Below are 23,522 nucleotides of genomic sequence, written 5' to 3'. Positions count from 1 at the left end.
CAGCGGGGCAGATTATCTACGCGTTACTCACCCGTGCGCCACTTTACTCGACCCGAAGGCCTTTCACGTTCGACTTGCATGTATGAAGCATGCCGCCAGCGTTCGTTCTGAGCCAGGATCAAACTCTTGTGTTTGATACTTGTTTTCTACTCAAAGTCTATTAACAGACTTCAGGGCTCCTTCTATTAACAGCAAACCCCGAGTCTTAAAACACCCTGAAGTTCGCCTCGCCTCACATCGACTCTCAAAGAACTCACGATAACTCGCGAAAGCTTATGAGAATATAAATCCTCACTAAGGATGTCAAGCGATGTTTGAAGATAATATGAAAATTGTTAGGAAGGATCAAAAGAAAAGGAGTCGTTGTCAGCAATTTCGCGTACGCTAATTAAAGCCGCGATGTCATAAGGAAGATTTGCCAGTCCATTCTCAGACTGCAAGAGCATCGTGTGGGCCACGTCAATTCGTTCCTGAACAATATGCTTCTGCCCTGGCATCACCAGAGAATCTTGTAGATATTTGAGGAGATCTTCCTCGTCTTCAATAGACTCGTCCAGCATTACAACTTCGATTTTTGTACCTGTTGAAACTTCGCTTAGGTTCAGTAGAGATGTGTGAGGGTGTTTGATCCCGGGCATCGGAGACCCATGAGGACAAAATTTCGGGTGCCCAAGATATTTTTCTAGGCGAGTAGCAACCAAAGGAGTGATCGCATGCTCTAAACTGTGTGCGTGTGTGTGGACTAGATACCATGGAATTTTTAATTCATGCCAAAGAAAATATTCTGCGAGATTATGGCGATGGGCAATACCCGCAGCACTTTCTTTTCCCTCCTCAGTCAGTTCAATTTCTTTACGATCATTGAGATTCACTAATCCGTCACGTTCCAACCGACGTAGTGTTGCATGAACAGTAGAGGGACTACTATCTAATCTTTGAACCAGCGTAGAAGCTTTCACCACCCGACCCATTCCTTGGATTCGGTAGATCAGGTGAAGATATTCACCAACAACAACAGACTGACGGCCTTCCATGATCTTACAAAGCCCTTCAAATTCCTGAGATCATTTCTTTTCTACACGTATTACGTATCGAAAACTTTGGTACCCACCAACAGACGATTTAATATAGCCAATTTCGTCTGAAATCCTTAGAAATAATTTCCCATTTTCTGGTATATTTTCGTAATTAATTGTAATTGCTTTTTTTTTCATCATCAATTGCTGATGTATGCGCTTGCGCTTGGAGTCAAGAAGGAAAATTTCTGGCTGTAGTTTTGTACTTCCAAGCACATCCCAAGATATTTGCCAATTTGCTTTGACCTCTTTGGGCAACTTAAGAAACAACCAGTGGCTGCTTACACGGTTAGACAACTCTGCATAAACCAAGGACTGTATCGGTAAATAAAAGATTCCCTGCTGGTTTTCAGGTAAAATCCAATCAATGACGGGCTTCGTCTCTGGCCAATCAAGTGGGTTTGCAAGCGCTTTATTCAAAGATTGCAGAGATTCGTTCCAATCAAGACGCCAAAAGATAGTAGATTGGTCCTGGCCAAGCTCTCTAGAACGAAATCGAGACTCTTGGAACTCCTGTAGAGACTCAAAAATTGCTGAATGCTGTTGTTCTGGCCTCCCTTGGTAAACAACACTATAGGGTGTGAGCATGTGTAACGTTGGTTGATTCCAACCGATCTGCCTCCCCACTGATCTAATGAGTTCATCTTCCATGTCTGCAGAAGGAGCATTCAACACTTCAAGCCGGAGCTGTTCATCATCTTTTCGTTGCAATTGGCGAAGATCTCGAATGAGAGGAGCCCAATCCAACATTAATTGATCCAACAAAACAGCAATCACAAAGCCTGCATTTCGATTGCTGATCAAGCGTTGTGCGTAAACCTCCCCAAGTGTTTGACTTTGGTTTTTTAGCAGCAATTGGATACCGACGGTGGCAGAATTGAAATTCTCATTCAAAAGTTGTTGTGCAGCTTTACTAAAGCGTAGGTCGAAGACTGGGGCATCAGGATTTTCCTGTTCTTCACTGAGAAAAATCCGATAGGGAGCAAGTCGGCGCTGCAACATGCTCTTCAGCAATTTTTCTTGATCCGCCTTAACAAACCACTCGCTCTCATCAAAACGTAACCGAATAGAAACTGGTTGCGTGAGATCATTTTGCAGTTGAATTGCCAGTTGCTGTAGACCTCCTATAATTCTGGAGCGATAAAGGCGGGCCTCCATGATAACGAAGAATTCCTGAGCCTTATCATCAGCAAATTCTTCGATCACTCTAGTTGACTCGATAAATGAATCAGGTTCGTTGAGTAACCGATTCTCCAAAACAGGGTAAAGCTGTTCCAAGTCTTCGGGTTTCAGAAATTGAGTCATCGTTCGGGTCAGAATATCTTTCTTGGCAATTGCAATTGCCGACTCGCGAGCTCGGACATAATTTTCATTGTAAACCCGAACAGCAGCCTGACCACGTTCTGAAACAACACCCTGAGCCTGTAATCCTTGAGACCAAAGCCCTACTGCTATCAGCAAAAAGAGGAAGAGTCTCATGTACTAAGACCCAGTGATGCTTTAAGCTGGGCCAATCTTACTTGCAGCTCTTCTCTCTCTCCACTCAAATTGAAATAGTATTTTACTTTCGGCTCTGTACCTGATGGACGAACGATTACTCGTGCGCTCTGCTCCAGTTCCAGAATAATCACATTCGACCTTGGTAAGCCGGGTCCAACCTGTATCTCAGGACTTCCAGGAATACACACTTGGTCAGTAAGTAGATCGATGATCCGTTCGACTTTCAAGGCTGCCAGCTGCTCCGGTGGGTTCTCACGGAGTTGTGAAAGTGTCACTTCCATTTGTTGCTTGCCCTCAAGACCAAGAAAATTTTGATTGTGCAGAGAGTCCAGATGAAAGCCATATTGCTGATACAATTCTTCCAAGCGCTGGATTGGACTACTACCCTGAGCCTTGAGTGAGGCTACCATTTCTGCAAAAGCCATCGCAGCCCAGACACCATCCTTATCACCTGTGTGATTTCCCATCAAATAACCATGACTCTCCTCCATTCCGAAGAGGAATTTCTGGCCTTCCGATTCTGCCTGGAGAGCCACAGACCAAATCCATTTGAAACCTGTGAGAACTTCTTTCACGGCCAAACCATAGTGTTCAGCAATACGCTTACCCAGAGGAGATGTCACGATCGATCCGATGTAGAGACCATTCTCTGGCAGCTTTCCACTCTCTTGCAGAACCCCGAGTACAAAATCTAGTAAGAGAGCACCGATCTGATTCCCATTCAGCCGAACCCATTCCTGTTTATTATTCCGAACCATCACACCAAGGCGATCAGCATCGGGATCGTTGGCAAGAATTAGCTGATGTTCCACCTGAGCTTCCGCTATTGGTAGTTCATAGGCCGCTGCATCCTCAGGGTTTGGAGAAAGTACTGTTGAGAAGTTTCCATCAGGAATCATTTGACTCGCAACGCAGTGCACGTTGGTGAAACCACGTTCCTTCAGCAAGCGTGGAACAAGCCGGCCTCCAGTTCCATGAAGTGGGGTGTAGATCACTCCCAACTGCTCGTTCTGAGACGGCTTACCGAAACTCAGTGGAAGCAAATTTTCTAGATATTCCAGATCAATGTCATCTTCAATCCACTCAATACGACCTTGCTGTAAAGCTTCTTCGAAATCCATCTGAGGAATCTCCGCAATGTCGTCTACACTACGGACCTCATCGATAATCATCTCATCATCTGGTGGGATAATCTGACCTCCATGTTTCCAGTACACTTTGTAGCCATTGTATTCAGGTGGGTTATGACTCGCGGTCAGGATGATCGCTGCTACTGCTTTTTTTTGCAGCAAGGCATAAGAGACCATCGGTGTAGGAACGATGTCACGAAATAGATAAACTTGGATACCGTGCTTAGCCAAAACCTCAGCTGCAGCACGGGCGAACACCTCTGAATTGTTTCGCGAATCAAAGCCAATCACAACTCCTGATGCATCTATTTCTTGGCGCTTCTCAATGTAGCGAGCCAAACCTTCTGTAGCCTGCATAACGGCGTAACGGTTCATCCTGTTCAGACCAACTCCCATTACCCCACGCAGACCACCTGTACCAAACTCCAAGGTTGTCCCGAAACGATCCATCAATTCTTCTTCTGTTGCTGTTTCCAGCAATAGTTTTGCTTCTTCACGCGTCGGTCCATCAAAGCAATTGGTCTCTGCCCAATACTGAGCAATCTCACGAACATTTGGCATACTACCTCAACGGGTGTTTAGTGGCTTAGTTCTTCCTCGGCAGGAAGATGAAGAAGCATTTTTTCATCTGATGCCAACAGGCAAATCTGCTGATTTGTTTGGGGATGAACGAAATCAATCTGGTGGGCGTGCAAGAGGTGGCGGTTCGGTAAGTTCCTAGCTTTTAGAAAAGCTTCTCCTTCTTCCAGCCAACGCAAAAAATCTTTCTCTGGCAGTCCATAAAGCTTGTCTCCAACAATTGGGAATCCACTAGCTGCCGCATGTACACGAATCTGGTGGGTCCGCCCAGTCATCGGATGAATTTGCAGGTAAGCACACCCTCCAATAGTTTGTAACTTGCGAAAGCGTGTCTCACTTGGTTTTCCGTCCTCACAAACCGATTGCTTAATCCGAATGGAGCTAGATAGGTCTGGCCCAATAGGTTTCGAGATCAGCATTTCTTCCTCGGGTAATGAACCGGTGACGACTGCACGGTATTCCTTGCGGATTTGCTTATCACGGAACAAAGCCGCCATCTGCTGAGCCATTTGATGAGTCTTGGCAAATAATACGACTCCGCTGGTCTCTCGATCTAGACGATGGATCGTATAGAGTTTCTGCCAACCAAAGCGCTCGCGAACAAGGTGCATGAGTGTATTCTTGAAGTACCTACCTGAAGGGCTGGTTGGAAGGTCTCCAGACTTATTCAAACCGATTAGCCACTCATCTTCAAAGAGTACCTGATAATCGGCATCCACAGAAGGTTCAAGCGAATCAGGACGTAGATAGACCACCCGTTGGTTGTTTCGCAGCTTTTGTCCTGCCTTCCCTTGCTGACCATCCACCAATAGATGGCCGGATTTAATATGATCTCCCCACTCCTTTGGACCATAGTAACGAAAGCGTCGGAGCAAAAATTCTAACAGAGTCTCTTCTTGACCATTGACTCGAGCATACTGGAAGCTCAGTTCCGTATGGCCCTCTATCATCTGCAGTGCCACTACTTCTGCTCCAACAAAGCAGAGCGATCTTTCAACAAAGCTTGAATCGAATAGGCAGAGATTGCAAAGATCCATGGCTCCGTCTGCTGATTCAGCAGCTCTATTTCCTGATTCATCGTTTGATTATCGCTGTTGCTCCTTAACAAAAGACTGATCCAATGCTGTTCAGCAACCTCTGTTGCACCTATCGACATCTTCAGAACTCTACCGTCGCTAAAAGTTCCTGTGACTTGAAAGATCTCATTGCGGCCAACTTCTTCAGGTGGAGTTTTAGCGGACTTCAAGGCATCAAACTCTAGACTGCGCAAAGCACTAGCCATCCGTTCTACCATAGAAGTGTTGAGTTGTTCGACAGCTTGCTGATCTGACAGCTTCCACTTATCAGTAGCTTCTGCGTTATGTTCCAAGCTGTATTCAACACCCCCTGGTGTTTCGATTTTTAGGACTTGAATGGAAGCATCATCCAAAGAGAAGAGATTTTTCTGCATCCAGCCGACTTCTGAATCCTCAAGGGGGAGTTGCTCTGCAATTAGAAAAGCCGTTTCTTCACCAAAAAACCGGATGTATTGCCCGTCACCCTGTTCTCTTGGCTTTCCAATCAAAAGTTGTAGCACCGATCGTTGCTGCTGATCTATCAACTCCAGACGCTTTGCAGTGCCGTTACCTCCAGCTTCCGGATCAACTAATTCCAGTCGAGGATGTCGCTCAGGATTACTGGTCACTACGTCACCTACTTTAGTTTCCAACAGAGCCAATAGTAATTTGCGAACCTGTTGACTCTCAGCAGGCCTGTCCGATTCCCCAACTCGCCATGTCTCATCGACTTGCCTCAATTCAAAGTCTTGATCCACAGTGCTGATCCGCAGTGTCGCCAACTCCTCAACCTTTAGTTCATCTAGTAAGGTTTTTGGACCACCCATTTTGTTGGCGGCTCGCGACGAACCTTGTTCCTGCCAAACTAGAAAAAAACCAGTTGCCGATAAGACCAGTGTTAGCGCAAACAATATTTTACACATACCAACTCCTTAGATCCTTCTGTGTGAGAGCCGATATTTTTAATCCAAATTATAAGATCACAAAATTAGTAAGCTATGAGAACACCCTTCAAATTCAAGATCATTTCTTTCCCGAAGAGATTCAAGAGTGTTGCTTCACCCTTCCTTCCAAGCTCAGTATTGGTTCATACAGGTCTGGTCTGCGGTCACGAAAAACACCCCAGCTTTGTCGTTGTATTCTGAGCGTTTCCAGATCAAACGACTGTAACAAGATAGATTCCTCATCTCTTGGTGCGGTCTGAAGAAGTTCACCCATTGAACCCGCAATGAATGAGGAGCCATAAAAACTAAGTGTATGCTCTTCTCCAGTTTCTACCCCAACTCGATTGGCTGTGATCACGGGGACCATATTGGCTGCTGCATGGCCCTGCATAACGCGCATCCAGTGTGCTTGAGAGTCCCATTCTGGAGCTAAGGGTTCAGAACCAATCGCTGTTGGATAGAGCAAGATCTCAGCTCCTTTGAGCACCATGCAGCGCGCAGCTTCTGGAAACCACTGATCCCAACAAATACCGACCCCAACACATCCATATCTAGTCATCCAGACACGAAAACCTGTATCCCCAGGTGAGAAGTAGAACTTCTCTTGGTAGCCTGGTCCATCAGGAATATGCGATTTACGATACAGGCCCAACAACTCACCATCAGCATCAATCATTGCCAAGGAATTGAAAAATACTGGACCAGCCTGCTCAAAAAAGCTAACTGGCAGAACCACAGCCAATTCACGAGCAAGCTGCTGCATCCTGAGAAGTGTTGGGTGCTGTTTTACCGGATGTGCACGATCAAAATGTACAGAGCGCTGCTCTTTGCAGAAGTAGGGTGATTCGAAAAGTTCAGGTAGCAAGATGAGTTGGGCTCCTTTTGCTGCTGCAATCCTGATCCAATCTTCTGCTCGCTGGACGTTTTCTTCGGTGTTATCTGACCAAGATCGCTGTAGTGCCGCAACAGTCACTGTTTTCATGAATTTCCTTGAAAATAGAGCCTTGAATTCGCTGGGACAAACTGCTTTGACAGAGCTAGTGACGGCATGGCTTTACTTTTTGCTGATGCTCCCGTAGAGGTAGATGATTTTCTCGCTTTGATGCCATGCTCCGTATTCGTTTTCTCTGGATTGGCCGAACGCAAGAGGCCTATCTGCGGGAGGGGCTGAAAATCTATCAGCAGCGCCTCCAGCACTATGCCCACATTGTTATGGAAGAAATCAAGCCACAACGACGTTGGCAATCGTTACCAGAGATCACACGAAAACAAGTAGAAACCAAGGCATTACAGGAGCGCCTAATCCCAGGTGAGCAGTCCATTTTACTGGACGAGCAAGGTCAACAACTTGACTCGGTTGGCCTCTCACGATGGCTGGAAAATTGCCATCTGCAATCCGTACCACAGATTACTTTCATGGTGGGCGGTCCCTATGGTGTTGATTGCGAGGCGTTTCCGCAGCATACAAAACACATAAGCTTATCCCCGATGACTTTCAGTCATCAAATGGTTCGTCTGATTTTACTGGAACAGGTTTATCGGGCTTTTACTATTCTCAACGGTGAACCATACCATCACCGTTGACAAAATATCTCTCCAAGAGAATTCATGCGAATACTGATCTTATTGGCAGCTGCTTTGTTTGCGCTCAGCGGGCTGGGCTACTTTGCGATCCTCAATAGCGACACGATTTTCTTATACCTGTCGCCTTCCCTTTCGCTGAATATTCCTCTCTGGGCAGTAATGCTCGTTTTCTCTGTCCTAGGATTCCTGGCCTCTGAGTTGCGGTCCTTGGTACTGCATCCAGACCGCTTCTTCCAGCGCTTTCGTGTTTCCTTGGAAAAAGCTCGTCAGCAGCGAAGGATTGACACCTATCGGGATTTTCACCGTGCCTGTTTGTCCTGTGATCTTAAAAGAGTAAAACGATTGTTTGCTCGAATCACTCCACGGAGAGCTCCGTTGGACATTCGCGTGAAAAATCTAATCAGCAAACGTTACATCTGGGATACTCCACGCATGCTACAGGGGTTCTTTCAGCTACGGCAGGAGTTTCCGAATGAGTTGGAAGTATTGCTACCTTACCAGCAGTTCACCTTGGAAGTTGGAGAGTGGGGGATTGCAGAGCAGTTGAGCCACGAAATCGACCGATTAGCTCATAATCATCCAGAAGCCTTGATGGGATTGCGCGAAGTCTATGTCCAACGTGGAGATTGGCCCGCCTGTGTGCGACAGGAACGACATATTCTAGAGCTATATCCAGATGGTGTGATCGGCAATCAAGTGCGATCCCGGCATGAGCAAAGGCTCCATCTTGCCGCAGAGCAGGAACCTGAGCTACTCAACAACTGGAATATGGCATATTTGCCTGGTGGCAAAAAAGCAATCAAGCACCTCTATTCTGTTTCAGCAGCGATCAGCGAAGCGCATCATCTTCACCAGAACGGTCAGTCAATCAAGGCAGCCGAATTGTTGCGCACAAGCTTCGAACAGAATGGGACGCCTCGCCTGCTCGATGAGTTGGAACGACTCTACACTGATACCGGCAACAATCAGACGATCTATGACATGCTGGAGCGCTTGGAAAATTCTTCCAAGACTTCGCTTTATGTCACTTTGACGCTTGCTCGTATTAACTTGCGCAGTGGTAACACAGATGAAGCCCAGCGTCGCCTTCAGCAAATGCAACCCGAATCTTCCAATGCTGCGGCATCACTCTACCACGCACTGCGTTACCAACTCGCTTTGAAGCTGAAAAAACCAGAAACTGCTCTGGAAGCCGCCAGCCAACTCACTCCGGTAAACCCAGCAAATTAGATGAAGTACTACGACTGAAGGTAGATTTTATGACCGGATCAAAAATCTCAACTAAACTTGGGAGTAGCTTCTTCCCTAATTCTATTACAACACCATCCCATTTGTGCTTCTCATTATAGATTTCCCAGAATTCCTTGCGTTCCAATCTAATTTAAGCCTAAAATCAAAATATAAGTTAATACCTTCAACTCCTTAACTTAGGTGCAGTCTATATGAACTGGAAGAACGAAAACATTCTGATCATCCTCAGTATTCTGATCCTAGCAATTTTCATGGTGAACACCTTTGGTGGTGATTCACGACGCGAACAGAACATGAACGAGATGATCTATTCGGATTTCATTGCTCGGGCCAACATGGGTGATATTGCCAGTGCTCAATTCATTGGAGATACTGTGGTAGAAGGTTTCACCAACGATGGCATGGCCTATCGCACCTTTGTTCCTCCCAATGATGTTGGCTTGACCGAGCTGCTGCGTGAGAAAGATGTCCAACTGAACTATCTGCCAGAGCCGGAAACTCCCTGGTATCTCAACGTGCTGATTCACTGGGGGCCTTTCATCCTGATCTTTGCGATCTGGATCTTCCTGATGCGCCGAATGCAAGGAGGGGCTGGAAAGCTGTTCTCTCTGGGGCGTAGTCGAGCACAGCGAATCGAGCCTGATCAACACCAGGTAACCTTTCAAGATGTCGCGGGGGCTGATGAAGCCAAGGAAGAATTGAAAGAGACCATCGACTTTCTCAAAGATCCTGCCAAGTTCAGGCGCTTGGGTGGACGGATACCTAAAGGGGTACTGATGTCAGGGCCTCCAGGAACTGGTAAAACCCTGCTAGCAAAAGCAGTAGCAGGTGAAGCAGGAGCACCATTTTACAGCATCAGCGGATCAGACTTTGTAGAAATGTTTGTCGGTGTTGGGGCAAGCAGAGTCCGTGATTTGTTTGAAGAAGGTCGCCGCAATGCGCCCTGTATACTCTTCATCGATGAGATTGATGCTGTCGGACGCAGTCGTGGAGCTGGGATGGGAAGCGGTAATGATGAACGAGAACAGACTCTGAACCAACTGCTCGTTGAGATGGATGGCTTTGATGCAACCGAAGGAATCATCGTTATCGCTTCAACCAACCGTCCAGATGTCTTGGATCCTGCCCTAATGCGACCAGGAAGATTCGACCGACAGGTCTATGTATCTCTACCGGACGTTCGTGGTCGGGAAGCGATTCTTGGAGTACATGCGGCAAAAGTCCGGATGGCACCTGATGTGGAACTCCGCATTATTGCCCGAGGGACACCAGGGTTTTCTGGCGCTGATCTACGGAACCTGATTAATGAAGCCGCTCTCTTCGCTGCACGCTCCAACCGGAAAGAGATTACCTTGGCTGAATTAGAGTGGGCCCGAGACAAAGTAATGATGGGCCCTGAGCGCAAGAGTATGGTCATGTCGGAAGATGAGCGAAAAACCACAGCCTATCACGAGGCAGGGCATGCTCTAGTATCTGCCCTCTTGCCTAATGCAGATCCAATCCACAAGGTGACGATCATTCCACGTGGACGGGCTTTGGGAGTTACAGCCTACCTTCCTGAGAATGACAATCATTCCTACGACGTCGAATATCTGAGCAACCGGATCACGATTGCAATGGGTGGACGGGCAGCTGAAGAAGTAATTTTTGACCAATTGACGACAGGAGCCAGCAACGATATTCAGCAAGCTACGGAGACCGTTCGCAATATGATTTGTCGGTGGGGCATGAACAACAAATTTGGACCTATCGTGCTGGGAAGTGATGATCAGCAAAGTGTGATGGGGCAAGCTTTGGGTAAAGAGAGGGAGTACAGCGAAGACACAGCGGAGCAGATCGACACAGAAATGAGAGACATGGTGAAGTCTCATTACGAGCAAGCTTGCCAGCTACTGAGAGACAACCTCGATACATTGCATCAGATTGCCCAAACTCTTCTGGAGGAAGAAACAATTGAGGGAAGCCATATCATGGAGATGTTAGGCAAGCCTCAACTTCCAAAAGTCGAGATTTCCCTGAACTGAACGATATGGAATCGAATTGGTGGCAGTGCCTACGCTTCCTGAGCCTGGCGTTGCTTCCCAAAAAAAACTTTAGCCGAATTTGTGGTTGGATTGCTGACCAACGCTGGCCTTCCTACCTGCTGCACCAAATCCTGATTCGCTCCTTCGTTCGTTACTTCAATGTTGATCTCAGCGAGTGCCCTCAGAAGCTAGAAGACTTCCAGACTTTCAACGAGTTCTTCACACGACCGCTCAAGCCGGCAGCACGCCCAATCTCATCAGAAAAAAATAGCCTGATCTGTCCAGTTGACGGAACGATTGGGTTCTTTGGAACAATCACTCAGGAAACACTTTTACAAGCAAAGGGCAAAGAGTATCTACTGACTGACCTGCTTCAAGATTCCTTTGTTGCGCATGAATACGAGGGAGGAATCTATCTGACAATCTACCTGGCACCCTATAACTATCACCGTATTCATAGCATGGCCACCGGATCTGTCAGTCGATTCGCATACATACCGGGTGAGTTGTGGACTGTCAGCCCATTGGGATTGGCTTTTGTACCAAGGCTCTTTGCCCGGAATGAACGTTGGATTTCATACATTGATACAGAACATGGCGAGTGTGCACTGGTCAAGGTTGGTGCTACTGTAGTCGGAAGGATTCGTACCGTATACCACGCAACCTACTCCAACCGACCTGGTGCTAAAATCCTTAAGGCATCTCTACCTATACCATATCCCTTGAAAGCTGGTGAAGAGCTTGGGCGCTTTGAGCTTGGATCAACTGTGGTTTTGCTGTTCCGAAAAGACCAAGTTGGGTTGAATTCGCTTGAGCTAGGCCAAACGGTTCGCCTCGGAGAAGCTATTGGACATTTTCATTCATCTGAAACTCCTTGATTTTTCCCACGAGAGCTTTAGCGTTTGAAAACATTTGCTGCTGGGCACCTGGCTCATCTAGCACATCTAAACGTTCCCCTGGAATGGATGAAAACAGATGATTGATTTTTCTGGAAAAAGAGGTTTGGTACTCGGTGTTGGCAACCAGCGTAGTATCGCTTGGGCGGTCGTAGAACGACTGTACCAACAGGGAGCTGAATTAGGGCTAACGTTTCTGTGCGATCCCAAAGGCCGTTTTGAAGCCAATGTTCGCAAACTGGGAGAGCAGACCAACGCTACGCTGATAGCAGAGTGTGACGTAGCCTCCGACGAGTCGATTGAAGCGCTTATCAAGCAGGTGGATGAGCAATGGGGAGAATTAGACTTTTTGGTACACAGCCTTGCCTATGCAGATACCCAAGATCTCAGCAAGCCCTTCTCAGAAACCCTGCGGGATGGATTCAACAAGGCGATGGAAATCAGCGCTTACTCTCTGCTTCCTCTTGCGAAGGGAGTCATTCCAATGATGCGTAAGCGTGGTGGAGGTAGCATCGTCAGCATGAGTTTTATTGGTTCCACTCTAGCAGTTCCAAATTATAATGTGATGGGACCTGCAAAAGCAGCTCTTGAATCTTGTACGCGTTATCTGGCAAGGGAGTTAGGCCCCGAAAACATACGAATCAACTCTCTCTCCCCCGGTGCGATTCGCACTCTATCATCAGCAGGTATCAAGGACATTTCTGAGATGATCCGAGTCGCTGGTGAACACTCTGCCATGAAACGAACCGCCACCCAAGCTGAAGTAGCAAACACTGCTGCGTTTTTACTAAGTGATGCTGCCAGTGGAATCACGGGGCAGTTGATCTACGTAGATTGTGGTTACTCGATCATGGCTAACTGAAGTAGCTTCATGGCAACTCAATTCGATTCCACACAAAAGATTGCTAAACTTTCGGCTGCTAGACATCCCCAGACCGAGCAGTTACTAGATCTCCCACTGGAGACCAGGTTGATCTTGGGAGAGTGCATGATGAATATCAGTGAAGTGCTGCGCTTGGGACAAGGCTCCGTCATTGAACTAGACTCCAAGCCAAAAGAACCGCTGGAAGTTTGGGTTAATGACCGTCAGATCGCCAGAGCACAAACGGTTGTTGTCGAAGAAAAGGTTGGGGCCCGGATCGTACAGATTGAATCACCAGAAACTCGGCTCAAATCCATGTCACGTGTTCATCATGATCCCTCCCGTTCCTGAGTTTCTTACACGGCAACTTCACCTTGTAGATCGTTGGCATCAAGCCCCCTACGAAGTCTCAGAAGACAGCGACTTCGAGAGCTTGCTCGACCGTCAGCACTGGGCCAATTTCTCACTTTGGCACGAAGAAGACCTCGCTAGGGATTCTGGCGCAACAGACCGTATCATAGCCCAGGTGAAACGAAACATAGACAAGCTCAATCAGCAACGGAACGACTTGATTGAACAGTTGGATGAGCACCTGCTGGGACATCTGCAGGAAGTTGCTAAACCATCTACCAATGCCCCCATTAATAGTGAAACCCCAGGCAGCATTATTGATCGGCTGTCCATCAGTGCACTAAAAATCTTCCACATGGAGGAACAGGTAAACCGGGCAGATGCTGCTGAAGACCATCGACAACGTTGCCAGGCAAAGCTGTTTGTGCTCAAGGAGCAGCGTTCTGATCTTGGCAATTCTCTCAACCAACTTTGGGAGGATTTGCTAGATGGACGAAAACAAATGAAGATCTATCGGCAGATGAAAATGTATAATGACGCTACCCTCAACCCTGTGTTGTATCGCCGATCCAGAGGCTAGCAGGTCTTAGTTTTTGGAAACTTTTGGTCATCTTTGATTCCAGCCCAGTTTTCGCATATCCTTGTTTCCACTAACGATTTTCTAAAGATTTATTTTCCAATAGATAAATCAGCAACTTACTCTAAATAAAAAAAATTAATTAGCGATATCGCTAACTTAGCTCTGTGAGATCAGTTGGGGCGTTGCTTTCTCTTGGAAGATTGGCTACCGTAATATTCCGCTTCCATCTCATGGATGAGAACGGTGACCGTTCAGGGGCACCGGAGACGTCTCTCATTACACGCTCCCCCGCATCCCTCATTTGCACGTTCCTGCATCGCTCCCTTTCTGTCTGCAAAACACCATTGAGTCCACAACGCTGTTCCCAGGTAAGGCTATGAAGATTGATCGATTGTTTACTCAAGCTGCAAAAGACCCCTATGCTTCTCTGGAGTTTGAATCCCGCAGCTCGGTCATCCGCAACCCCGACGGATCGGTTGTCGCCGAATGGAAGGACGTACAGGTCCCTAAAACCTGGTCCCAGGTGGCTTCTGACATCATGGCCCAAAAATACTTCCGAAAAGCTGGCATCCCCAAACATCGTCGTAAACGCTCGGAAGAAGGTATCCCAAATTGGTTACAGGCCTCAGTACCTGATCAAACCAAGCAGGCTAAGCTGCCAGCAGATGAGAAAATGGTTTCAGAGAATGATGCTCGTCAGGTCTTTGATCGCTTATCCGGATGTTGGACGTATTGGGGACACAAGTATGGCTACTTCAATGATGAGTCTTCGAGCCAGGCTTTCTATGACGAGCTTCGCTACATGCTCGCCAATCAAATGGTGGCACCTAACTCTCCACAGTGGTTCAATACCGGCTTGAACTGGGCCTATGGAATCACAGGACCTGCTCAGGGGCATTATTATGTCGATGCAAAGTCTCAGGAGATTAAAAAATCTGAAGACGCCTACAGTCATCCCCAACCACATGCCTGCTTCATCCAATCCGTCAAGGACGATCTGGTCCAAGAGGGAGGGATTATGGATCTCTGGGTCAGAGAAGCTCGCTTGTTCAAATATGGCTCTGGAACGGGATCCAACTTCTCGGATCTTCGTGGTGGCAAAGAACCCCTGTCTGGCGGAGGCGTCTCTTCGGGATTGATGTCTTTCCTAAGAATCGGGGATACAGCCGCTGGTTCGATCAAATCAGGTGGGACCACACGCAGAGCTGCAAAAATGGTCTGCCTGGATGTTGATCACCCAGACATTGAGCAGTTCGTCAACTGGAAAGTGAAAGAAGAACAGAAGGTTGCTGCTCTGGTCGCAGGTTCAAAGCAGATCAAATTCCTGATTAATGAACTTTTCCAGGCATGCCACTCTTGGCCTGAAATTTCTGAACGCTTTGACCGGCGGAAAAACAAGCACTTGCGAAAGGTTCTCCTGCAAATTCGTGCTTCCAGTATGCCCTTGAACTACGTAGAGCGAATTATTCACCTTGCCAAACAGGGATATACTGGCGTTGAATTCGATGAGTACGATACTGATTGGAACTCAGAGGCCTACAGCACCGTAGCTGGGCAGAATGCAAACAACTCTGTTCGCATCACCAATGAGTTCATGACTGCTGTTGAGCAGGATCAGGACTGGTCGTTGTACTGGAGAACAGAACTGGCTAAGTCCTGTGAAGAAGAACGAGAACCCAAAGCCTGCCAGACCTTAAGAGCTAGTGAACTTTGGGAACAGATTGCTTATGCGGCCTGGGCCTCTGCCGATCCAGGGTTACAATTCGATTCAACCATCAACGAATGGCATACCTGCGAAGTAGACGGTCCCATCCGAGCATCGAATCCCTGCAGTGAATACATGTTCCTGGATGATACTGCCTGTAATCTAGCGTCCCTGAACCTTCTTCGTTTCCAAAATGAGAATGGCGAACTCGACATTGAGCGCTTCCGGCACGCAGTTCAGCTCTGGACCATTGTTCTCGAAATCAGCGTCCTGATGGCTCAATTCCCAAGTCGACGAATTGCGGAGTTATCTTACGAGTTCCGAACTCTCGGTCTGGGCTACGCAAACCTAGGAACATTCCTAATGGTCAATGGAATTCCCTATGACTCAGAGAAGGCTCGGGCAATCTGTGGAGCAATCACCTGCATCATGCACATGAGTGCTTACGCAGCTTCTGCAGAAATGGCCTCTGAATTGGGGCCGTTCCCTGGCTATGGAAGAAATAAAGACGGAATGCTGCGTGTTCTAAGAAATCATCGTAGGGCCGCTTACCGTGCCTCAGATCGTGAATACGAAGGGCTGACCATCAAGCCAGTGGCTATTGACAGTCAGCATTGCCCCCCTGAGTTGTTACAAGCCGCGCAGGCTGATGCAGATCGAGCTGTAGAACTCGGTGAACAGTATGGATTCCGTAACGCTCAGGTGACAGTCATTGCTCCTACGGGGACCATTGGATTACTGATGGACTGTGACACTACTGGAATTGAACCCGACTTTGCGTTGGTCAAGTTTAAGAAACTTGCTGGTGGAGGATATTTCAAGATTATCAACCAGTCGATTCCACCTGCTCTCGTCAAATTGGGTTATAACGATCAGCAGGTTCAGGATATCGTCAATTACACCAAGGGACGTGGTTCTCTCAGTGGAAGCCCCTGTATCAATCCAGAGGTGCTTCGTCAGAAGGGTTTCACCGAAGAGTTGCTACAAATCATCGAAGGACAATTGCCCGCAGCCTTTGACATCCGATTTGTCTTTAACCGTTGGGTACTCGGTGATGATTTCTGCATAAAGACCTTGGGAATCAATGAAGATCAACTGAATCATCCAGAATTCAGCATTCTTCAGCATCTAGGTTTCCGTGAATCAGAAATTGATGCTGCCAACGACTACGTCTGCGGCACGATGACTATTGAGGACGCACCTCATCTGAAGCGCTCCGACTACGATGTCTTTGATTGTGCAAACAAGTGCGGTAAGAAAGGGAAACGCTACTTGTCTGCTGAATCCCACGTACGAATGATGGCTATCGCACAGCCTTTTATCTCAGGTTCCATTTCAAAAACCATCAATTTGCCTGGACAAGCCTCTGTTGAGAACATCAAAGACGTCTACCATCTCTCCTGGCAGCTTGGACTCAAGTGCAATGCCCTCTATCGAGATGGCTCAAAGCTTAGCCAACCACTGAATACCAGCGCCGTTGACGATATTGGTGATTTTGATGAAGAGTTGGATGAAGAGCTACTTCCTGCACAACACCGCGAAGTGCGCATTGCTGAGAAAGTCATTCATCGCTACATTGCCAAACGTAGAAGGCTACCCGGTAGACGCAAGGGCTATACACAGAAAGCGACTATCGGTGGCCACAAGCTCTACCTGCGAACTGGAGAGTATGAAGATGGTCAACTTGGGGAGGTCTTCCTCGATATGCATAAGGAAGGAGCCGCTTTCCGGAGCATGATGAACTGCTTTGCAATTGCGGTTTCCTTGGGATTGCAGCATGGCGTACCCTTGGAAGAATATGTTGAAGCCTTTGTCTTCACCCGCTTTGAACCAAACGGCATGGTGCAGGGTAATGATGCGATCAAGGTCAGTACTTCAATCATTGATTATATCTTCCGAGAACTAGCCATTACCTATCTAGACCGAACAGATCTAGCACACGTCGCACCAGAAGACTTGCGTTCCAGCTCGCTGCACTCTTATGGCAAGCAAATCAGTCCACCAGAGTATCATGACGAGAAAGTTGTTTCTGAGCGGACACTAACTCTGGAAGAAAGTCAGGCTTACCTTGCTCGAACAACTGAAGAAGAACCTGCTGTCGGAGATGTAGTGGCTGCGCAAGGTAGCTACAACGGAAACGGTTTAGCACCAGAAACCAGTGATAGTGATCTCTCAAATCATGGGATGCTCTCTCTGCTGGGTGACTGGAACATGGAAGGACGCAGCCGCAATGAATTGATTCGTGAAGCTCGTACCAAGGGCTACGAAGGTGAGAACTGCGGAAATTGTGGTCAATTCACCATGGTCCGGAACGGAGCCTGTTTAAAGTGCGTTTCCTGTGGTCACACTAGCGGCTGCTCTTAAGTTTTCTAAGGCTTGAAGGCATCTCGTTTTGGTGAACGAGATGCCTACCCCTCCCTAAATTCATCACTTTCCTCCATTTTAAATTACAAATCGCTAAATCATTCCTAGTTGCTTAAAAAGCAATTATTCTTGTAATTTAATAGCAAGCCCACTATTGTACTGATAACTTAATGCTTGCCTTGAAGGCACAGTATTACCAACTTTTTTCAGGTCTTGTCGCATCTTTTTCGATGGAAAATCAATTTTTCCAGCTTGGCAAGTACTGCAGAGCAATTTTGATGAGAACCTGGCCACAATCGAAGCCTGGCAAAAGGCACTGGCTCGGATACCCATTGGAATGTGGGGAGTATAATCTTGCCCTCATCCCAATCGACTCAGGCATTGGAGCAGTTACAATCGAACACTATTGGGAATGTGTACGAACGAATCCGACAGTATCAGCAACTAGGAATGGGAATCGTATCAAATCAGGGTAACTTCTGGCAGGATAAGTAATGAATAGTCATGTGTCGGAAGCCTTAGACGTCTCCAAGATCAAAGAAGAGCTACGGGCCACTCTTGCGAATAACATCATCTCGGCACGCAAAGCAAAAGCAAAGGTTCTCGGACGCACCTACACCCAAGAACAGCTGGCAGAAGATTCAGGACACTCGACCACTGCCATAGCTCAAATCGAGAGAGGAGAAGTTGATCCAAGACTTTCCACGATCGCAGGAATTGCCTTAGCTCTTAAAGTCAATCCCGTGTTTTTGCTGTTTGGACGTAGTGAGATTGAACTACTTTATCAGATGATCCGTGAATTGGACGAAGATTCATTGAGTGATCTTTCCGAACGTCTTTTCAGCGACAACCTAAGTGAGATTGAAAAGCTCGCCAATTCCAGTCTACCAAAGCATCGTGTAAAAGCCTCTCAAGTGAGTGCCGCAACGATGGCTCTACAGCTCAACAAGCAGCTTGCTCAAAATGCGATTGAAGCTGCAGAAGCTAGCCAGCAACTTGCCGAATCGACATTGGACATGATGGATGAGTCAATGAAACTGGGAGTGAGCACAAGCGTTGGAATCGGTGCCGCAATGGCAGGCATCATGGGAGCCACCGTTGGAGCCTTCATGGGAATGTCAGAAAAGGGAGTTTCTGATCTGCTGCGGGATACTCGAGTGCCTCCTCAATCTCCATCTGAAAAAAAATCTGCAAAATAAAGCAAAGACTGGGCTGTGGCTGAGCGCTCGTGAGGAAGCAGCCACAAGCCTCCTGCCTCTGCTACTTCCACCTCTTGCTGCTCCCAATTCCGCAAGTCTTCCACTACAAAAGGGATTCGTTTCCCTTCCGGTGTAATCAAAATCATTTCATCACCCCGAGCAAAACTACGCCGACTGGCTACCGCCATATATTCTCGACTCGCCACTTCCAAAACATATCCAACCACTTCTCCATCCAAATAACGCAGGTTGGGGTTTTTCAATTTTTCAATCGGGCGTTCAGTTCGGTTTGCTCTGAAAAATCCCTGCGTTGTCTGCATTGGCCAACTAGATCTGATTTGTTTGCCATCTGAGTCCAGGCCGTCCCTAACCACTTGTTGTAGCTGAGGCAACCAGATCTGCAGTTCCATGTGTTGTATGTCAAAACGCAAATAGCGCAGCCCACTCGTTCGAAGATCTTCAATCCGATCCAGTAAGAAAAGATCACGATGGTGGAACATTAGAGTTCCATGCTGGTGCTCCATAACTGGAAATTCGTGATGGTGCTGATCTGTCGAGGTCACTGTGGCCAGAGTCATCTCAGTTGGAGAACCAAGGACCGGAGAAAGTAGTTTTCTAGGACTGTAGAACAATAGGATGCGCCCCACAGCCAACAACTCACATGAGACAGATAGTTCTCTGCAGTACTCGCTTAGAATTGGGAGAGGTAACTCTGTCGAAAGAACAATTCGTTCTAACACTGATCCCACATATGCAACCCAGCGCTGCAGGCTGGGAAGATTATGGTGGCCTGTCTCAGCAATCCAGTGAATCTTAGGCTTGGCAGGATGTTGCCTCAACCACTCCAAGGCGCCTACATCTTGAACACGGATTGCGTCAAATGAACTTAAGGGGATCTGCTCCAGAACCTCCAGTAACATTCGTCGGAAGTCATTTTCTGTTGCCAGCAGATCCCACTGCATATAGACCCTAATGCCTCTTTTATGAGCCTGTTCAGCAAGTTCTAGCAACGGTTCTGTTTCCAATTTTCCAAGTCGACTCAATCGCTTGTGTGCGAGAATCACCTCTGAAACAGAATCGGGTGGAAGCTGTTCTAGTTGCTCTGCAGAATCAATTTGGGTGAGAGTTTGGATCATGACTGACTTAGCCACTGCTGGCATTCGGAGAGATTCATCGTGGAGGAAGATTGATCTTTTATAATCTTGCGGTGACTGAGTAGGAGTACCCGGGTGGCCAACTCCAATCCGAGTTCCAGTTGATGGGTCACAAGCAACAAGGTTCCTCCCTGGTTCCTAAAATCAAGGAGATATTCCTGAAACCATCGAACTGAATTCTGATCCAATCCTGTATAGGGTTCATCCAGCAATAAAAGCTTCGGTTGCTGCAACAACAGCCGCGCAATTGCCGTCCGTTTGGTCATTCCACTGCTGAAGGTCTTGACGGGGAGGTCGATGGCCTGGCTGAGTTGAACATCCTGCAGTGCTTGAGGAATTCGCTGTGGCAAATCCTTCAATTCATAGAGAACACCAAAGAGGTGGAGGTTCTCTCTTGGTGTAAGATCTCCATAGAGGCGGCTTTCGTGGGCAATGCCACCCATATCTCTTAGGTAGCGATGCTTATCTTCATCAATGGGCTTCCCTTCATACAAAATCTGCCCCTGCTGCGGCTTGAGCAGGGTCGCACATAGCCGTAACAGCGTGGACTTACCAGCCCCGTTGTTGCCTAGCAGGAGAACACATTCTCCCGCTTGAATATCCAGATTCAGTTCCTGGAGAATTGTACGATAGCCGAAGCGTTTGCTCAGGTTACGCAGCCCAAGAAGAGCAGTCATGGAGAGATCATCGCTAGCAGAACAACAGGCGGAGAAGTACCAAACTCAGAACTGCTGCAGAAATTGTAGGTTGTTACCGTAGAAGTATCTGATATCACGGATGCCATGCTTGAGCATCGCTGGACGCTCCACTCCCATACCGAAAGCAAAGCCACTCCAAACATCGGGATCGTAGCCGCCATTTTTCAAGACAACTGGATGAACCATGCCAGCCCCAGCAACCTCCAGCCAAGATGTGTACTTGCAAACCCGGCAGCCCTCTCCTGTGCAAAGTATGCAGTCCATATCAATCTCAATGCTCGGTTCTGTGAATGGGAAGTAGCTGCCACGAATCCGTGTCTTGCGCTCGCTACCATACATCTTACGCGCAAACTCATTCATTACCCCAATCAGATCTGTCATCCGGATCTTGTGGCCCAACACCAGACCTTCGACCTGATAGAACTGGTGTTCAGATCGAGGAGTGATCTGCTCATATCGATAGCATTTACCAGGTAGAATCACCCGAATGGGCTCTGGTCCAAATTCCTTCATCGCTCGAATCTGGCCCGGTGAGGTGTGGGTTCGTAATACTACTTCCTTGTTGACCCAGAAGGTATCCCACATGTCTCGTGCAGGGTGGTACTCAGGGATGTTGAGTGCTTGGAAATTATAGGCATCTGTTTCCACATCTGGAGCCTCGTACACCTGAAAGCCCATCTCAGCAAAAATTTGATAGATTTTGCGCAACGTCTGGGTAGTCAGATGGAGATGCCCCGTAGGAAAGGGTCGTCCAGGGAGTGTGACATCAATTGAATCCGAAGCGATCTCCTTTTCCATCTTTTGCTGGCGCAACCGCTCCTGTAAAGAATCGAAGGAATCCTGCAATTCTGTTTTCAAATCATTGATAGCTTTGCCAACTTGGGGGCGTTCTTCAGCATCAACAGTTCCGAGCTGTTTGAGCAGTGCTGTCACCGCTCCCTTCTTCCCCAAATAATCACGAAACCAACCAGGCAGGGATTCCGTGTTGTCTACTTGCTGAAGATCGTTGAAAGCCTGTTTTTTGAGGATGCGAATTTTGTCTTGCATTCAGATTTTTTAGTAAGGATTCGAATCAATAGTGAGAAATATTCACCTTGCAGGGAAACCCGCAATTGCGCAAGGAAGAAGTCAGGCACAGTTGTCAGTAGAGCCTGATTCTCCAGGCTCCGAACCAAACCGATTCTCTCCGTTTTCTCCGGCCAGAAAGAAGAGTTCCACCATCGGCCAGAACTGAAAGACAGGAACAATACCAAGGAGTAGAAACCAGCCAGAATATCCTCGGTCGTGACAACGCTTGATAGCAAGATTGATGTGCGCCAACCAGCAAATTAGGGCAAGTATACCCAATACTGGATAGCTGACAGTTGAAGCAGCGATCAGTGAGTGAACAACGAAAACACCCAATTCTGCCAACCAGAAATCACCACGTGAGAGTCTCCCTTTAGCAGTGAACAACAACTGCTTGATGGAAGCCCAACTGCCATAACAACGCTGGATCTGTTGTTGTCCTGACTCTTGTTCTGCAGCGTACTCTGTTTCAACTTCCTGCTGGAGTTTTTGGAGTTCCGCCTCACTCAGACCGTAGACTTCCCTTAGGGCTTGCAAAGAATCTTCATTTTGGAGCTGTTCTTCTCGAACTCTTTCCCGTTCTTCGGCCTTCATTCTCAGACGACGAAGCTTTTCTTCGTTATCCATTGGCAAATTAGATGATGGTCGTTAGGTAGCGGTTTTGCAGTCAAACTCTCCTCTGGGCTGGACCTTCAGATTTTCAATCCAGATGCTCCCGAAAGCTTCCGACTTCTACACACAGCCGTTCTGAATCACAGAGGCTGACAAACAACTTATCCTCCATGATCCAGTAGATGGCATGCTGTCGAAAGCAGAGGCCCAAGGTGCAGGCCTCATCAAAATTCAGATCCACCGCCCAGCCAGGTTCAGAATGCCCATCAGTTGGAGAATAGCCGGTTAATTTCACACGCCAGACATTACGCTGCTCCAAGACCTCTTGTAGAAGCTTTGCCTGAATCTGAATTTCTTCTTCAGACCAAATCTCCCCTGTCGTAGGCCAAGCCGTGATGATCGCAAAAGCTTTTGGCCATTGAAGAACTGGGCTACTAGAACTGAATCGAGTCTGAAAGTAAATATCCGGCAGGCATGACATCTTTACGCAACATCCATTAATTCTGTCTGAGATTAAAACCTACTGTTCACAGGCGAAGCGCTCCGTGTCAACCTCTGACATTCCCAGGGATGGATAACGAAAACCATGAATCTTCTCAGGCTGAAACAAGTCATCCAACTTCGACAAAATTTCGGCTGAGAGCGTTACAGAAGCAGCTCCAAGATCGTCTTCCAAGTGATCAATCTTGACTGTCCCTGGAATCGGCAGCACGCGCTCACCTTGGGCTAGCAGCCATGCAATTGCTATCTGTGCTAGAGAACAACTGATTTCAGCACAGACTTGACTGAGCTTTTTGATGAGTTCACGATTTTGAGAAATATTGGGCTCCTGAAAGCGTGGCATCGTAAGACGCGTATCGCCTTCTGCAAACCTGCTGAGACCCAGTTCG

Annotated in this window: 22 protein-coding genes and 1 rRNA gene; 10 read left to right on the top strand and 13 right to left on the bottom strand. The window is 47.5% G+C overall.

Translation table 11 applies throughout. The features are described from left to right. From P8O70_01400 to aguB, 7 genes are all read right to left on the bottom strand, one after another. Window positions 1-134 (bottom strand): 16S ribosomal RNA (locus tag P8O70_01400); the annotation flags it as partial. A 201-nt stretch (window positions 135-335) separates the two neighbouring features. Beyond that, complete coding sequence (locus tag P8O70_01395; protein ID MDG2195539.1) at window positions 336-1,034, bottom strand: metal-dependent transcriptional regulator; 699 nt, start codon at window positions 1,032-1,034, stop codon at window positions 336-338. Between the two features lie 30 nt (window positions 1,035-1,064). Next, a complete protein-coding gene (locus P8O70_01390) occupies window positions 1,065-2,555 on the bottom strand; it encodes a hypothetical protein (protein ID MDG2195538.1) in 1,491 nt (496 codons plus the stop codon). Then, window positions 2,552-4,267 carry a phospho-sugar mutase gene (locus P8O70_01385; GenBank protein ID MDG2195537.1) on the bottom strand — a complete coding sequence of 572 codons (1,716 nt, stop codon included), beginning with the start codon at window positions 4,265-4,267 and terminating at the stop codon, window positions 2,552-2,554. Before P8O70_01385 ends, P8O70_01390 begins: the two co-directional genes overlap by 4 nt. A gap of 17 nt (window positions 4,268-4,284) precedes the next feature. After that, window positions 4,285-5,322 (bottom strand): RluA family pseudouridine synthase, encoded by a 1,038-nt coding sequence (locus P8O70_01380; GenBank protein MDG2195536.1) that lies wholly within the window; start codon window positions 5,320-5,322, stop codon window positions 4,285-4,287. After that, window positions 5,247-6,263: a DUF4340 domain-containing protein gene (locus tag P8O70_01375; protein ID MDG2195535.1), complete on the bottom strand. Its 1,017-nt coding sequence runs from the start codon at window positions 6,261-6,263 to the stop codon at window positions 5,247-5,249. The genes P8O70_01380 and P8O70_01375 overlap by 76 nt, the downstream gene beginning before the upstream one ends. Before the next feature lie 121 nt (window positions 6,264-6,384). Next, window positions 6,385-7,266: an N-carbamoylputrescine amidase gene (gene aguB, locus P8O70_01370; GenBank protein MDG2195534.1), complete on the bottom strand. Its 882-nt coding sequence runs from the start codon at window positions 7,264-7,266 to the stop codon at window positions 6,385-6,387. A 125-nt stretch (window positions 7,267-7,391) separates the two neighbouring features. Here aguB and P8O70_01365 point away from each other — a divergent pair, with 125 nt between their 5' ends. The 10 genes from P8O70_01365 to P8O70_01320 all read left to right on the top strand — a co-directional run bounded on the left by P8O70_01365 (window position 7,392) and on the right by P8O70_01320 (window position 19,100). Then, the gene (locus tag P8O70_01365) at window positions 7,392-7,868 is read left to right on the top strand and encodes a 23S rRNA (pseudouridine(1915)-N(3))-methyltransferase RlmH (GenBank protein MDG2195533.1); all 477 of its coding nucleotides are present in this window, start codon (window positions 7,392-7,394) and stop codon (window positions 7,866-7,868) included. A gap of 24 nt (window positions 7,869-7,892) precedes the next feature. Next, a complete protein-coding gene (locus P8O70_01360) occupies window positions 7,893-9,098 on the top strand; it encodes a hypothetical protein (protein MDG2195532.1) in 1,206 nt (401 codons plus the stop codon). A 212-nt stretch (window positions 9,099-9,310) separates the two neighbouring features. Beyond that, window positions 9,311-11,143: an ATP-dependent zinc metalloprotease FtsH gene (gene ftsH, locus P8O70_01355; protein ID MDG2195531.1), complete on the top strand. Its 1,833-nt coding sequence runs from the start codon at window positions 9,311-9,313 to the stop codon at window positions 11,141-11,143. Window positions 11,144-11,148: 5 nt separating this feature from the next. Continuing rightward, window positions 11,149-12,021 carry an archaetidylserine decarboxylase gene (gene asd, locus P8O70_01350; GenBank protein MDG2195530.1) on the top strand — a complete coding sequence of 291 codons (873 nt, stop codon included), beginning with the start codon at window positions 11,149-11,151 and terminating at the stop codon, window positions 12,019-12,021. Window positions 12,022-12,118: 97 nt separating this feature from the next. Continuing rightward, entirely contained in the window at window positions 12,119-12,901 is a 783-nt protein-coding gene (locus P8O70_01345) for an SDR family oxidoreductase (GenBank protein MDG2195529.1), read from the top strand. Window positions 12,902-12,910: 9 nt separating this feature from the next. Beyond that, window positions 12,911-13,252 (top strand): FliM/FliN family flagellar motor switch protein, encoded by a 342-nt coding sequence (locus tag P8O70_01340; protein ID MDG2195528.1) that lies wholly within the window; start codon window positions 12,911-12,913, stop codon window positions 13,250-13,252. Next, window positions 13,233-13,832 (top strand): DUF4254 domain-containing protein, encoded by a 600-nt coding sequence (locus P8O70_01335; GenBank protein MDG2195527.1) that lies wholly within the window; start codon window positions 13,233-13,235, stop codon window positions 13,830-13,832. The genes P8O70_01340 and P8O70_01335 overlap by 20 nt, the downstream gene beginning before the upstream one ends. A 376-nt stretch (window positions 13,833-14,208) precedes the next feature. Continuing rightward, a complete protein-coding gene (locus tag P8O70_01330; GenBank protein ID MDG2195526.1) occupies window positions 14,209-17,901 on the top strand; it encodes a vitamin B12-dependent ribonucleotide reductase in 3,693 nt (1,230 codons plus the stop codon). 354 nt (window positions 17,902-18,255) lie between these two features. After that, window positions 18,256-18,396, top strand: a complete 141-nt coding sequence (locus P8O70_01325; protein MDG2195525.1) for a hypothetical protein — start codon at window positions 18,256-18,258, stop codon at window positions 18,394-18,396. After that, the gene (locus tag P8O70_01320; protein ID MDG2195524.1) at window positions 18,396-19,100 is read left to right on the top strand and encodes a helix-turn-helix transcriptional regulator; all 705 of its coding nucleotides are present in this window, start codon (window positions 18,396-18,398) and stop codon (window positions 19,098-19,100) included. Before P8O70_01325 ends, P8O70_01320 begins: the two co-directional genes overlap by 1 nt. Here P8O70_01320 and P8O70_01315 read toward each other — a convergent pair. From P8O70_01315 to P8O70_01290, 6 genes are all read right to left on the bottom strand, one after another. Next, window positions 19,067-20,236, bottom strand: a complete 1,170-nt coding sequence (locus tag P8O70_01315; protein MDG2195523.1) for a U32 family peptidase C-terminal domain-containing protein — start codon at window positions 20,234-20,236, stop codon at window positions 19,067-19,069. The two genes, P8O70_01320 and P8O70_01315, sit on opposite strands and share 34 nt — an antisense overlap. Further along, window positions 20,233-20,931: a heme ABC exporter ATP-binding protein CcmA gene (gene ccmA, locus P8O70_01310; GenBank protein ID MDG2195522.1), complete on the bottom strand. Its 699-nt coding sequence runs from the start codon at window positions 20,929-20,931 to the stop codon at window positions 20,233-20,235. The genes P8O70_01315 and ccmA overlap by 4 nt, the downstream gene beginning before the upstream one ends. Before the next feature lie 45 nt (window positions 20,932-20,976). Then, the gene (pheS, locus tag P8O70_01305) at window positions 20,977-21,999 is read right to left on the bottom strand and encodes a phenylalanine--tRNA ligase subunit alpha (GenBank protein ID MDG2195521.1); all 1,023 of its coding nucleotides are present in this window, start codon (window positions 21,997-21,999) and stop codon (window positions 20,977-20,979) included. Window positions 22,000-22,080: 81 nt separating this feature from the next. Then, complete coding sequence (locus P8O70_01300; GenBank protein MDG2195520.1) at window positions 22,081-22,647, bottom strand: DUF805 domain-containing protein; 567 nt, start codon at window positions 22,645-22,647, stop codon at window positions 22,081-22,083. Between the two features lie 73 nt (window positions 22,648-22,720). After that, window positions 22,721-23,113 (bottom strand): DUF3293 domain-containing protein, encoded by a 393-nt coding sequence (locus P8O70_01295; GenBank protein MDG2195519.1) that lies wholly within the window; start codon window positions 23,111-23,113, stop codon window positions 22,721-22,723. Between the two features lie 39 nt (window positions 23,114-23,152). Further along, the coding region (locus P8O70_01290; GenBank protein ID MDG2195518.1) for an aldo/keto reductase at window positions 23,153-23,522 on the bottom strand (370 nt) is incomplete at its 5' end.

This window comes from SAR324 cluster bacterium, assembly GCA_029245725.1.
In the GTDB taxonomy this organism is placed as follows: Bacteria; SAR324; SAR324; order SAR324; family NAC60-12; genus JCVI-SCAAA005.
This window is presented reverse-complemented; position numbering and strand designations above follow the sequence as displayed.